General features: G+C 56.4%; 10 protein-coding genes and 1 other RNA gene. 2 read left to right on the top strand and 9 right to left on the bottom strand.

Annotated features, from left to right (window positions below; all coding sequences use genetic code 11):
* Positions 1–2: 2 nt before the first annotated feature.
* From MUU51_RS03805 to ppsR, 8 genes are all read right to left on the bottom strand, one after another.
* Positions 3–728: a heme ABC transporter ATP-binding protein gene (locus tag MUU51_RS03805; RefSeq protein ID WP_445326608.1), complete on the bottom strand. Its 726-nt coding sequence runs from the start codon at positions 726–728 to the stop codon at positions 3–5.
* Positions 729–762: 34 nt separating this feature from the next.
* A complete protein-coding gene (locus MUU51_RS03800; protein WP_258967146.1) occupies positions 763–1,752 on the bottom strand; it encodes a FecCD family ABC transporter permease in 990 nt (329 codons plus the stop codon).
* On the bottom strand, positions 1,752–2,570 hold the full coding sequence (locus MUU51_RS03795) for a heme/hemin ABC transporter substrate-binding protein (protein ID WP_258967145.1): 819 nt from the start codon (positions 2,568–2,570) through the stop codon (positions 1,752–1,754). Before MUU51_RS03795 ends, MUU51_RS03800 begins: the two co-directional genes overlap by 1 nt.
* Positions 2,567–3,595, bottom strand: coding sequence for a hemin-degrading factor (locus MUU51_RS03790; protein WP_258967144.1), 1,029 nt, complete (start codon positions 3,593–3,595; stop codon positions 2,567–2,569). The genes MUU51_RS03795 and MUU51_RS03790 overlap by 4 nt, the downstream gene beginning before the upstream one ends.
* 49 nt (positions 3,596–3,644) lie before the next feature.
* Positions 3,645–5,624, bottom strand: coding sequence for a TonB-dependent hemoglobin/transferrin/lactoferrin family receptor (locus tag MUU51_RS03785; protein ID WP_159767677.1), 1,980 nt, complete (start codon positions 5,622–5,624; stop codon positions 3,645–3,647).
* Between the two features lie 81 nt (positions 5,625–5,705).
* Complete coding sequence (gene hemP, locus MUU51_RS03780) at positions 5,706–5,930, bottom strand: hemin uptake protein HemP (protein ID WP_159767680.1); 225 nt, start codon at positions 5,928–5,930, stop codon at positions 5,706–5,708.
* Positions 5,931–6,134: 204 nt separating this feature from the next.
* A complete protein-coding gene (gene aroH / locus MUU51_RS03775; protein ID WP_159767683.1) occupies positions 6,135–7,181 on the bottom strand; it encodes a 3-deoxy-7-phosphoheptulonate synthase AroH in 1,047 nt (348 codons plus the stop codon).
* Between the two features lie 165 nt (positions 7,182–7,346).
* Positions 7,347–8,180, bottom strand: a complete 834-nt coding sequence (gene ppsR, locus MUU51_RS03770; protein ID WP_159767686.1) for a posphoenolpyruvate synthetase regulatory kinase/phosphorylase PpsR — start codon at positions 8,178–8,180, stop codon at positions 7,347–7,349.
* A 337-nt stretch (positions 8,181–8,517) separates the two neighbouring features.
* On the opposite strand from ppsR, the gene ppsA reads away from it, so the two are divergent.
* A complete protein-coding gene (gene ppsA, locus MUU51_RS03765) occupies positions 8,518–10,896 on the top strand; it encodes a phosphoenolpyruvate synthase (RefSeq protein ID WP_258967143.1) in 2,379 nt (792 codons plus the stop codon).
* A 192-nt stretch (positions 10,897–11,088) separates the two neighbouring features.
* Entirely contained in the window at positions 11,089–13,458 is a 2,370-nt protein-coding gene (locus tag MUU51_RS03760; RefSeq protein ID WP_258967142.1) for a glycoside hydrolase family 3 N-terminal domain-containing protein, read from the top strand.
* Between the two features lie 3 nt (positions 13,459–13,461).
* Here MUU51_RS03760 and rprA read toward each other — a convergent pair.
* Positions 13,462–13,569, bottom strand: an RNA gene (gene rprA, locus MUU51_RS03755) — antisense sRNA RprA.
* Positions 13,570–13,587 lie beyond the last annotated feature (18 nt).

Here is a 13,587-nt window from a genome sequence, read left to right as displayed (position 1 = left end):
CGTTACGGGGCTAAAAACACCTGTGGCGTGTGGCTGCCGGGGTGCTGACCGATGTGCACTTCGGCGCCATACCAGCGGCTCAGGGTGTCCGCCTGCAACACTTGTTGCGCGCTGCCCTGAGCCACTATCTCTCCCTCATGAAGCAGGATAAGCCTGTCAGCCCAAAGTGCGGCCAGATTGAGATCGTGCAGCACCGCGCAGACGTGAAGATTTCCGGCCTGCGTCAGACTTTTCAACAAGCGAAGCACATGCTGCTGATGATATAAATCCAGCGCCGACGTTGGCTCATCAAGAAATAACCAGCCCTGTGGCGCATCGTTCACCCATAGCTGCGCCAGCGCGCGCGCCAACTGAACCCGCTGTTGCTCCCCACCTGAAAGGGCATTGTATTTCCGGCCTGACAGCGGGGCGCACCCGGTCAGAGCCATGACTTGTTCAACGACTTTTCGGCTATTGCTCTGTTCCCGCGGTGCGCGCCCCATGGTAATCACATCTTCCACAGGCCAGTCGAAACCCAGTTGGCTTTGCTGGCGCATTACAGCCCGCTGGCGAGACAGCGTCTGAGGCGTCCAGGCGGATAAAGGTTTATCGTTCAGCAGACAGTGCCCGTTATCCGGCGGAAAATAACCGGTCAGCACGCGCAGTAGCGTCGATTTTCCCGCGCCATTGGGGCCAATCAGCGCCACCAGTTCGCCGGGTACCAGCGTCAGATTGATGTCACGTAACACCGGGGAGTAGCACAGATTAATGGCCTGTAAGCGATTAGCCATGTTGGCCTCCACGACGGAAAATCATCCATAAAAACCACGGCGCGCCGAGCAGGCTGGTCAACAGACCGACCGGCATTTCCGCAGGCGCAACCAGCGTACGAGCCACGGTGTCTGCAACCAGCAGCAAAATGGCACCGACCAGCACCGAACCGGGAATGACCGCCCGATGATCGGCCCCGAGCCACATGCGTAGCAAGTGCGGCACCACCAGCCCGATAAAGCCAATCACGCCGCTGACCGCTACCGCCGCTGCAACCAGCAGAGCGCTGCACATCAATAAGCGTCGCTGGATCTGACGTACGTTCACGCCGAGGTAATGCGCCTCTTCATCACCCAGCTGCAGCAAATTCAGCGGTTTTGCCAGCCGCCAGATAATGAACACCGTCGGCAGCATCAGCGAGGCCGTCGTCAGCAGCGTTGACCACTGCGCCTGACCGAGACTGCCCATACCCCACAGCGAGAGTTGACGCAGCTGCGCATCGTTGCTGAGCCACGACAGCACGCCCACCGCCGCGCCACACAGCGCGTTAATCGCAATCCCCACCAACAGCAAGCGCGAGAGCGAATTGTCGTTACGCTGGCTGAGGACGAAAATCACCATTGTCACCGCCAGGCTGCCGAGAAACGCCGCCAGCATCGGGGCGTACAACATCAGCACCATCGGCAGTGATAAGGGTAAAACCACCCACATCGCTACCGCCAGCGCGGCACCGCTGCTGATCCCCAGCAGGCCAGGATCCGCCAGCGGATTGCGAAACAGCCCTTGCATCACGCAGCCCGCCAGCGCCAGCGAGCCGCCGATGGTCAGCGCCAAAAGCACGCGAGGCAAACGAATGGTGAACCAGATTTGACGCAGCGCGCTGTCGCCACGCCAGAGTATATCTAACGGCAGCTTCAGTGCGCCAAAGGTGGTGGCGCCCAGCGTTAACAGCGTTAGCAAGGCCAGAAGTGACCACAGAGAACGGGAAACCAACGGCGTCATCAGGGAAGTTGCTCCGCTTTATGCCGCAGCTGTTGAATCGCTTCCGGGGTGCGAATGCTGAAACCTAACAACGCCATGTCATCGATCTGCAGCACCTGTTTATTGCGCCCGGCCGGAGTTTGCGCCAGACCTGGCAACGTCCACAACCCGTTTTCGCCGCCCATGCCTTTAACGCCATCGGTTGAAATCACCACCAGATCCGGCTGGCTGGCGATCACACCTTCCTGAGAAAGCGGCTGATACCGGTTAAAGCCCTGCATGGCATTTTGTAGCCCCGCAGCACGAATAGCCGAATCGGCCCCGGTTTGCTGCCCGGCGGCCATGGCGCTCATGCCGCCGTGGCTGAGAATAAACAGCACGCGTTTATTGAGTTGCGTTTTAGGCAACGCGTCCAGAGCCTGCTTCATCTGTTGACGGAGCTGCTCGCCTTCGGCGTCTTTATGTAATGCTTCGGCGACGATGCGAATTTTGTCGTCAATCACGGAAACGTCGTTACTACCCGGAACCGTCACTACCATCACGCCGTTTTGTTCGACCTGTTTCAACGCAAGTGATGGTTGGGCCTGCACGCTGGCGAGAACGGTCGTCGGGCGCGTGGCGAGAATGCCTTCGGCGTTCAGCTGACGCAGATAGCCCACGTCAGGTAATTTCAACGCTTCAGGCGGCCACATGCTGGTACTGTCTCGTGCAACGAGGGCGCTTTGCGCCCCCAGTGCGTAGACAATCTCCGTCACGTCGCCGCCAAGCGTTACCACTTTTTGAGCTGCCGCCCCTGTCAGCAGAGGCAGGGCGGCCATCAACGCGACGACGGCTCTCATGCGGCCAGCCCTTTGGCAATCAGCGCTTCAACCTGCGCACGCCACTGGGTTTGTTCCGGTTCGCCTTCGGTGCGTTGACCATAAAGCTGCGCAATCTGCGTGCCGTCGGCGGCGAACAGTTCGAGGCTGGTGACGTGGCCATCGGCGGTCGGTTTGCGCGTCACCCAGGTTTCGGCGATGGTGTCTTCGCGCAGGTGCAAAGTGAAGGCTGAATTAAAGATGTTCAGCCAACCTTTCATCGGCACGACTTTTTCGATAGCGCCGGTGAAAATTTGCACGCAACCACGGTTACCAACGAAGACCATAATCTCGTTTGCATCCTGATAGGCATTCGCCAGCAGGCGCGCTACGGCATCGTTATCCACCTGACACGCCAGGTCATCACCCACCAGGCGGAAAGCCTGCTGACGGCTCAGATTGTGACGCTTAAGCAGGGTGAAGAACTGGTGCACGTCGGTCATCGCACGCCATTCACCGTCGAGGGTTATACCATCGATATCTCCACTGGTGGTCGGTACATCAACCGCTTTCAGTTCGAGCGCCGGGTTATCGGCATGGATAAAGCGGGTCAGAATATCAGCCCACGCGGTCATGTCGGTGGCGTCTGTGGTGTACACCTTCAGCAGCGCGTCGCCCTGATGGTCAAAGAATTGAACGCTCTGACGCTCGCCGCGGGCGCTGGTTTCGCTGATGTGGAAAACGCTGGCCCACTGATTGAGGAACAGGCGCAAGTCGAGCGCACGCGGATTGAGCACCAGACCAGCATGGCCGCTGAGGTGCTGATTGGTGAAGCTGCCGACCTGTTCGTGAACGGCGTATTCGTTACGGCAGATGCATTTCACGTCGCCGGCGGCTTCAAGGGCAGTCAGCACGTCGCGCACTTCACCCTGTAAACGCCAGGCATCGTGGCCTACCCGCGCCCAGGTCAGTTCCGCTTCGCTGATGTGCATCATTGCGGCGATGTCACGCGCATATTTTCCCGGATTTTCTTCTTTTAATGCCAGCCAGCGTGTGTAGTGATTCATTGTCATATTCCTTCCAGATGAAATACCCCGGCGAACCGGGGTTGGGTGATTACCACTGATAACTCACGAAAATCTTACCGTTCTGGCCATCCTGCGGGATGCCCTGCGGTGAGTAATATTCTTTGTCGAAGGCGTTGCCAAACACCAGCGAGGTGGTCAGGCCGCTCAGCGCCTGCTGGCCTTTATAGCTCACGTAGAAATCGTTCACGCCATAGCCCGCCTGCGGGGTGGCGCTTATGCTCTTCGTGTCTTCTGCGAAGGTGCCAATCCAGCCCACCGAGAAACCGCTCTGGGCAATCGGGACGTCGAGACGAGAGGTGACGGTATCCGGGTTAATTGAGGTCAGCCAGTCGCCGGTATCGGTGTCTTTGCCGCGAGTCCGGTTGTATGCCACGTCGAGGCTGAACAGGTCAGTGGTGTATTTGGTCATCACATCCCAACCCCAGATTTTTGCGTTCGGCACATTGATGGAGGTGGTTGAGGCCGCCGCGAAATCAACAGACGTGGTGATGTAATCTTTGGCATTAGTGTCGAAGTAGCTGGCTTTAAACTCGAACGCATCGTTCGCCAGCATCACGTCGTCAAAGCGCAGACCAAAGCCGTACTCCTGCGTTTCGTTGGTTTCCGGGCGCAGGTTCGGATTCGGTACCCAATAGTTAGTGTAGAAACTGCCAATGGAGAAATGTCTGGAGTCGTTATACATCTCGCCCATCGTCGGCGCGCGGAAGGCCTGTGCCCAGGAGCCAAACAGCATCAGCCAGTCGGTTGGGCTGATGGTCATGCCTGCCCGGGAAGACCATTTATCTGCATCGACGTCGTCATAGCCATCGCTGGTGCCGCGATAGTTGTCGTAGCGCGTGCCGCCAAGAATAGTAACCGGCAGGTCGCGCAGGGTGATTTCGTCCTGCAGCCAACCAGAGCTGAAGTTAATGCGCGCGTTCGGGAAACCAGTGGTCATGCCGCCAGGGTTTTGCTCCTGACGGTAGTATTCGCCGCCGTAGGTCAGCAGGTGTGAGGCGAAGCTGTCGGTGAACAGGCGCGTGCGGTTTTCAACTTTCCCACCTTTGGTGGTTTGTTTGCGGAATTCGCCGGAGTCGTCGAGGTTCTGCGCGTTGATGCGCACTTCTGACCAGTAGCCTTTGACGTCGGCATTCAGCCAGTCGTTGCCTTCCGGCGCGATGTTGTACGTCAACTGCGCGTCGCGCTGAATGGTAGAGCGGTCGGTCATCGGGTTGCTGCTGTCAGACGCTTGTGGCGTTTGCGGGTTTTTGGGCTCCTGCGCGGCGTTGTTGTAATACCGCAGGGAACCGCTCAGCTTCTGCGCCGGGTCGATTTTCCAGCTACCTTTGGCGAGGAAGTTAGTAATGCTTTCGTCATTCGGGGCTGTGAAACCATCGCTCTGTTTCAAATCGCCGCGGTCACGACTGGACCAGGAGACAATCCCGTCGAGGGTATCGGTACGACCAAAGGCGCTGGCACCCATGCCAAGGCTGTTATCGCCAGTGCCGCCGGTGCCAAACACGCGGTAGCCGCTGTTCTGACCCACATGCAGCAGGTCTGCTGCATCAACGGTGTCATAGGAAATCACGCCGCCCAACGCGCCGCTACCATACAGCAACGCGCCGGGGCCACGTACGACTTCGATACGCTTGATAAGCGCCGGGTCGAGGAACGTGCTGTTGAGGTGGCCAGTGTCGGTGCCCTGACGAATGCCATCGACCATGACCAGCACGCCGCGACGGTCGTAGCCGCGCAGGTTGATGTCCTGACCGTTGGTACGGCCGGTGCCGTCAATGGTCAAACCCGGAACCTGGCGCAGCATATCTGCGGCGGAGCTGGCAGTCTGGCCTTCAGGGGTGTCGGCGTCGATAACGGTAACCATCATTGGTGCTTCAAACGCGCTGCGTTCGTTGCCGGTGGCAGTTACGGTCATTTGTTCAGAGGCAGCGAAAGCCGGAGTGGTGATGGCGCCGAATACAGCCAGTGCGACCAGCGATGGGCGCAGCGACGCGGAATGCAGGTGTAGCATGCAACTCTCCATGAAAAGTGAAAAGCGCTGGCTGCCTCGGCGAGTCCCTGGGTGGCTGGCGAAATGTTGTGTGTAAGGTTGTTATTTAGTCAGGATCAGTTTGCCGGCATGGGTCTGGCGCAGTAAGTACTGCTGGCCATCATGCTCAATGATGACGCGACCTTCCGCACCCAGCAGGGTTTTGCTGCTCACGCGGCGATCTTCAGCCTGCGGTTGCGGAGTCGGGGATCTTTTGCCTGCGGTCAGGAATGTATCCGATGATGTCATAGTGTTAAAAATAGCAATCAATGTAACAATGATAATCATTATCAACAAATCAAAAAACTCAGCAACCCCTTTTGTGAAAAATAGGTGACTGGATCAAAAAAGATTGTTTCGGTACAGGAGGATATTGTCCGGCGACGTACTTTATTAGCCGACGATGGCTGCCGGTTTTTGAAGGGAGCGAGGAGAGGTAAACGGGAGATTTCCGTGCCGGGCAACGTGTTTCGCCCGACACGAAAAGCACACTCAGAAGCGGGTATCAATCGCCGCAGCAAGTTTATCCAACAGAATTTCGCTGTCTTCCCAGCTCAGACAAGGATCGGTGATCGACTGCCCGTACACCAGTGGCTGTCCGCCCACGATTTTTTGCGTGCCTTCGCGCAGGAAGCTTTCCGCCATAATCCCGGCAATCGCCGTCGAACCATTGCGAATTTGCTGACAGATATCGTCACACACTTCCAGCTGACGGCGGTGCTGTTTCTGGCAGTTGCCGTGGCTGAAATCGATAACCAGTTGTTCCGGCAGGTCGAATTCGTGCAGCGTATCGCAGGCGACCGCAATGTCTGACGCATGATAGTTCGGCTTTTTGCCGCCGCGCATGATGATGTGACCGTACGGGTTACCGCTGGTCTGATAAATCGTCATCTGACCGTTTTTGTCCGGCGAGAGGAACATATGACTGGCGCGCGCGGCACGGATTGCATCCACGGCAATGCGGGTATTACCGTCAGTGCCGTTTTTGAACCCGACCGGGCAGGAGAGCGCGGAGGCCATTTCACGGTGAATTTGACTTTCCGTTGTACGCGCACCAATGGCGCCCCAGCTGATTAAATCGGCGATGAACTGACCGGTCACCATATCGAGAAACTCGGTGGCAGTGGGGACGCCCAATTCATTGACCTGCAGCAGCAGCTTGCGTGCCTGCTCGATACCGTGATTTACGCGGTAGCTGCCGTTGAGATCCGGATCGGAAATCAGGCCTTTCCAGCCCACTACCGTACGCGGTTTTTCGAAATAGGTACGCATCACGATTTCAAGGCGCGACTGGTGTTTTTCACGCAGCGACTGCAGACGATGCGCGTAATCCATTGCTGCATCCAGGTCATGGATGGAGCAGGGGCCAATCACCACTAACAGACGTTTATCTTCGCCGTTGAGGATTTTTTCGATGCGACGGCGGGAGGCGGTAACGTGACCGGCAACCCCGGAAGTGACAGGGTAACGTTGCGCCAGTTCAGCAGGCGTTACCAGACTGTCGATGCGCGCCGAACGCAGTTCATCAGTTTTGTTCATTGGAACTCTCAGAATTTGGTGGCTTCTACGGCAGGAATACCGGAAGTGATGCGCATCACGATAAACCAATCTCTGCTGAATTCAAGGTTCAACACCGATTCAGCAACGTGATGCGCATACATTGCAAAAAGATGATAGCGCATTTTGCAATGATGTACTAGTGTGTTAGTACATGCGGCGATTGAGTCCCATCATGTCGAGGATTTTGGTTGCGATTTCTTCCACCGAATAGTTAGTACTGTTGATCCACGGGATTTGGTTTTTACGGTACAGCGCTTCGACTTCGGTGACTTCCATACGGCACTGGCGCATCGATGCATAGCGGCTGTTTTCGCGGCGCTCTTCACGAATGGCGGCCAGACGTTCCGGGTCGATGGTCAGCCCGAATAATTTATGCTGTAACGGTTTCAGCGCGGCGGGCAGCACCAGATTATCCATATCGTCGGCGATAAACGGATAGTTGGCGGCGCGGATCCCAAACTGCATTGCGAGGTAAAGGCTGGTCGGGGTTTTGCCGCAGCGTGAAACGCCGAGCAAGATCACCTGCGCCTGATCGAGATTGCGCAGCGAAACGCCGTCATCGTGTGCCAACGTGTAGTCAATGGCGGCGATACGGGCATCATATTTAGTGAGATTCCCTGGCGTAAGGCCGTGGGTGCGATGAGCAATCGGCGTCGGGTCGAGCTTCAGTTCTTCCTGCAACGGCGCAACCAGCGCCTGCACGATGTCCTGACAGAAGCCTTCGCTTTGCAGAATGATGGTGCGAATTTCCGGAATGACAATCGAATAGAAGACCAGCGGACGGATGCCAGATTGCTGATAAATCGCGTCAATCTGTTCCTTTACCGCCTTCGCCCGGCTTTCGCTTTCGACAAACGGCAGGGTAATGCTGTTGACCGACACCGGGAATTGCGACATCACCGCGTGCCCTAGCACCTCGGCGGTAATGGCGGTACCGTCAGAAATGTAAAACACATGGCGATCGACATTTATATCCATTTTGACCATCCGGTAAGATTAAGTTAATTCCATGAAGCCTATATTTATTTTAATCACATCTGAGTCAGTTTTGTCTCGAATTTAAAAATGAAACGTGGTTTTTATTTTATGTGAAAAGGGGTGTTCATTTTTATGGTGGAGGGCTATAAACCGTCTTTTTATGTGGGATTCCTCAATAATCATAGAGTTAAGGGTTTTCGGGGAACTTTCTTAAAAAGCAAAAAATTATTCTGCTTGAACGATTCACCTTTTTTCCCGTCACGTTAATTATGGCAGGATAAATAACGAAGCCAGCCTTTCTCTGGCGATTTTCTTAATTCATATAAGGATTGTTTCGATGTCCAACAATGGCTCGTCACCGCTGGTGCTTTGGTATAACCAACTCGGCATGAATGATGTAGACAGCGTTGGAGGCAAAAATGCCTCCCTGGGTGAAATGATTACTAATCTGTCCGATTTGGGCGTTTCCGTACCCAACGGGTTTGCTACCACGGCTGATGCTTTCAATCAGTTCCTCGACCAGAGCGGCGTGAACCAGCGTATTTATCAGTTGCTGGATGAAACCGACATCGACGACGTCTCCGCCCTGGCGAAAGCCGGTGCGCAAATTCGGCAATGGATTATCGACACTCCCTTCACAGCAGAGCTGGAACAGGCGATTCATCAGGCCTATAACCAGCTTTCGTCTGACGACGCCGATGCGTCGTTTGCCGTGCGTTCTTCCGCGACTGCCGAAGATATGCCGGATGCTTCCTTCGCCGGTCAACAGGAAACGTTCCTTAACGTTCAGGGCTACGACGCGGTGCTGGTGGCGGTGAAGCATGTCTTCGCCTCCCTGTTTAACGACCGCGCGATTTCCTACCGTGTGCATCAGGGCTATGACCATCGCGGCGTCGCGCTCTCAGCGGGCGTGCAGCGTATGGTGCGTTCCGACCTCGGTTCCGCTGGCGTCATGTTCTCCATCGATACCGAATCCGGCTTTGATCAGGTGGTGTTCATCACCTCTGCCTTCGGCCTTGGCGAAATGGTGGTGCAGGGCGCGGTTAACCCGGACGAGTTTTACGTCCACAAGCCGACGCTGGAGAAAGGTCGCCCGTCCATCGTGCGCCGCACCATGGGCTCGAAAAAGATTCGTATGGTGTATGCCCCAACCCAGGAACACGGTAAGCAGGTGCGCATCGAAGATGTGCCGCAGGCTGATCGCGATCGCTTCTCGTTGACCGACGACGAAGTGCAGGAACTGGCAAAACAGGCGATACAGATTGAGAAACACTACGGTCGCCCGATGGACATTGAGTGGGCCAAAGACGGTCACACCGGCAAACTGTTTATCGTGCAGGCGCGTCCGGAAACCGTGCGTTCTCGAGGCCAGGTGACAGAACGTTATACGCTGCACGCGCAGGGCAAAATCATTGCCGAAGGTCGTGCTATTGGGCATCGCATCGGCGCAGGACCGGTGAAAGTCATTCACGATATCAGTGAAATGAACCGCATTCAGCCGGGTGATGTATTAGTTACCGACATGACCGACCCGGACTGGGAACCGATCATGAAAAAGGCGGCGGCGATTGTTACCAACCGCGGCGGACGGACCTGTCACGCAGCAATTATCGCCCGTGAATTGGGCATTCCGGCAGTCGTCGGCTGTGGCGATGCGACCGAGCGCATGAAGGATGACGAGAAAGTCACCGTGTCCTGTGCCGAAGGCGACACCGGTTACGTTTACGCCGAAATGCTCGACTTCAGCGTGAAAAGCTCCACCGTCGACACCATGCCGGATCTGCCACTGAAAATCATGATGAACGTTGGCAACCCGGATCGTGCGTTTGACTTTGCCTGCCTGCCGAACGAAGGCGTCGGTCTGGCGCGTCTGGAATTCATCATCAACCGCATGATCGGCGTGCACCCACGCGCGCTGCTGGAATTTGACGACCAGGACGCGAAGCTGCAAAACGAAATTCGCGAAATGATGAAAGGCTACGACTCGCCAAAAGAGTTCTATGTTGGCCGTCTGACCGAAGGGATCGCTACGCTCGGCGCGGCGTTCTACCCGAAACGCGTGATTGTGCGTCTCTCTGACTTTAAATCTAACGAATACGCCAATCTGGTGGGCGGCGAGCGTTACGAGCCGGAAGAAGAGAACCCAATGCTGGGCTTCCGTGGCGCGGGTCGCTACGTGGCTGACAGCTTCCGCGACTGCTTCGCGCTGGAGTGCGACGCGGTGAAACGTGTGCGTAACGAAATGGATCTCACCAACGTGGAAATCATGATCCCGTTCGTGCGTACCGTGGATCAGGCGAAAGCGGTGATCGATGAGCTGGCGCGTCAGGGCCTGAAACGTGGCGAAAACGGCCTCAAAATCATCATGATGTGCGAGATCCCATCCAACGCGCTGCTGGCGGAACAGTTCCTCGAGTATTTCGACGGCTTCTCTATCGGCTCGAACGACATGACTCAGCTGACGTTGGGTCTGGACCGTGACTCCGGCGTGGTGTCTGAACTGTTCGATGAACGCAACGAGGCGGTGAAAGCGCTGCTGTCGATGTCGATTCGCGCGGCGAAGAAGCAGGGTAAATACGTCGGCATCTGCGGTCAGGGTCCGTCTGACCATGAGGATTTCGCCGCCTGGCTGATGGAAGAGGGAATCGACAGCCTGTCGCTGAACCCGGATACCGTGGTACAGACCTGGCTGAGCCTCGCCGAACTGCGTAAGTAATTGCTCAATCAACGCCCCGGCAGCTTGCGCTGTCGGGGCTTTTTTATGCACGGCGCAGTTTGTCGAGCGCCTTCACAGAATTGAAACAAAACGAAAAATCATAACTTCGCTGTTAATTTCGACAATTGTCGCCCTTCGCCCGGTTCTGAATACTGCTTCTCAACCAGATAAACCTTAACGGAGGGGAAGTTGATGACCGCACTGTATAAGGATGCGCAGCGTCCAGTCGCTGAACGTGTTGCTGATTTGCTGGCGCGAATGACGCCAGAAGAGAAGTTTGCCCAGATGCACGCCTATTGGCTGGTGCTGAGTGAAACCGGCGATCACCGCGAACGCAGCGACATGAGTGATGAATTTGCCGGGGTATCCGCTCAGGCTTCGTTAAATGAGCGGCTGAAACTCGGCGTCGGGCAAATCACCCGTCCAATGGGGACACACATTGTTGATGCCCGAACCGGGGTGCGCGCCGCAAACCGCCTGCAAAAAATGCTAGTGGAAGAGACGCGGCTCGGTATTCCGGCCTTGTTCCATGAGGAGTGCCTGGTGGGTCTGCTGTGCAAAGACGCAACGTTATTCCCATCTTCACTGAACTACGGTTCGACCTGGGATCCTGAACTGATTCGCTATGCCGCGGAATGTATCGGGGAGGAGGCTCGCGCGACCGGATGCCATCAGGGGCTGGCACCGGTACTGGACGTGTCGCGCGACGTGCGCTGGGGCCGCACCGAAGAAACCTTTGGTGAAGATCCGTGGCTGGTTGGCGTCATGGCCAGCGCCTACGTCGAAGGTTTACAGGGCGAAAAACGCGATTTACTGGCCACGCTGAAACACTATGTCGGTCATTCATTCAGTGAAGGGGCGAGAAACCATGCGCCTGTCCATCTGGGGTTCTGCGAACTGAACGATACCTTCCTGCTGCCGTTTGAAATGGCGGTGAAACTCGCTAACGCCGGTTCGGTGATGCCTGCCTATCACGATATTGATAACCAGCCGGGGCATAGCGATGGGTTCCTGATGACCACCGTGTTGCGTGAGCAGTGGGGTTTTGACGGCATCATCGTGGCGGATTATGGCGGAATAAGTTTGCTGCACCAGCATCATGGCGTGTCGCACGACGCGGCAGAGTCTGCCGCGCTGGCCTTTAATGCCGGATTAGACGTGGAACTGCCGAAGGATGATTGTGCGCGTCATCTGGCGCAGGCCGTGGAGCGGGGGCTGATAACGATGGCGAAAATAGATGAAATCGTGGCGCGGACGCTGACAGAGAAATTCCGACTTGGGCTGTTTGAGCAGCCTTACACCGATGAAAACGCGATTGAACTGCAAAGTGCGCAAACGCGGCAGGCGGCGCGGGATGTGGCCACGCGCTCACTGACGCTGCTGGAAAACAACGGCGTGCTGCCGTTTATCGGGAAACCGCGCGTGGCGGTGATTGGCCCGACGGCGGACGATCCGCTGGCGCTGCTGAGCGGCTACAGCTTCCCGGTACACCTGATTATCAGCGATATGCTTGAGCAAACGTCGCAAGTCACCACGCCGCTGGCGGCACTGCGACAGACGCTGGGTGAAGAGAATGTCCGCTATGCCAGGGGCTGCCATATCATCGAAAAACGCATGGCGGGCGCACCGGTCTTTCCGGGAGACAGCAGTGGTAAAGCGCTGCAGCAGTCTCCGGTCAGTATGGACACCTCGCTTATTCCTGATGCGCTGCGGGTAGCGCAGGAAAGCGATGTGATCGTGGCCTGTGTGGGCGATCTGGCCGGGCTGTTTCAGAGTGGTACCGTCGGCGAGGGCTCCGATACCGACTCACTGAATCTGCCGGGGGTTCAGCAGCAATTATTAACCGCGCTGGTGGCGACCGGCAAACCGGTGGTGGTCGTGATGACCGGCGGCCGGCCGTATAACCTGCAAGGGCTGGAAGATAGCGTTGCTGCACTGTTGATGGCCTGGGCGCCGGGTCAGGAGGGCGGCTGGGCCATTGCCGATGTCCTGACCGGACGCGCCGAACCGCAAGGGCGGCTGGTGGTCAGCGTACCGAAAAGCGCTGGGGCGATGCCGTATTACTACAACCACAAACTGAAAAGCGGCGGCACGCCGTTCGCTTTCCATTTCGGCAGTCGCTATCCATTTGGCTACGGTAAAGGCTGGACGCAGTTCCAATGGAGCGATCTGACGCTTATCACGCCTGAAGTGGCTATCGATGGAGATATTGTAGTGCAGGTCACGCTGACCAACATCGGTGAACGTCGCGGCAGCGAAGTGGTGCAGCTGTATGTGCGCGATAACGTGGCGTCGATGGTACGTCCGGTGAAAGAGCTGAAAGCGTTCCAGCGCGTAGAGCTGATTCCGAACCAGTCGGCGACGCTGGCCTTCCATGTGCCCGTCGACATGCTGAACTTTACCGACCGTAACGGGAAACGTATCGTCGAACCGGGTGAATTTACGCTGATGGCGGGGTCATCATCGGCAGATGTTCATGGCTCGGTGATCGCTAAGGTCAGCGGAACCACACGAGAATTGGCGAAAAACTGGCAGATGCTGAGCCGCTGTGAGGTCAAATAAAGGATAAAAAAAAGCCCATCGTGGGAGATGGGCAAAGACTACACACAGCAATTCGTTGTTTCACTCAGGGGATTTCCATGCTTATAAATCAAGGTGTTGATTTATAACCGTGAGCTAATAGTAGGCATG

The organism is Scandinavium manionii, from assembly GCF_024764775.1.
GTDB classification, from domain to species: domain Bacteria; phylum Pseudomonadota; class Gammaproteobacteria; order Enterobacterales; family Enterobacteriaceae; genus Scandinavium; species Scandinavium manionii.
This window is presented reverse-complemented; position numbering and strand designations above follow the sequence as displayed.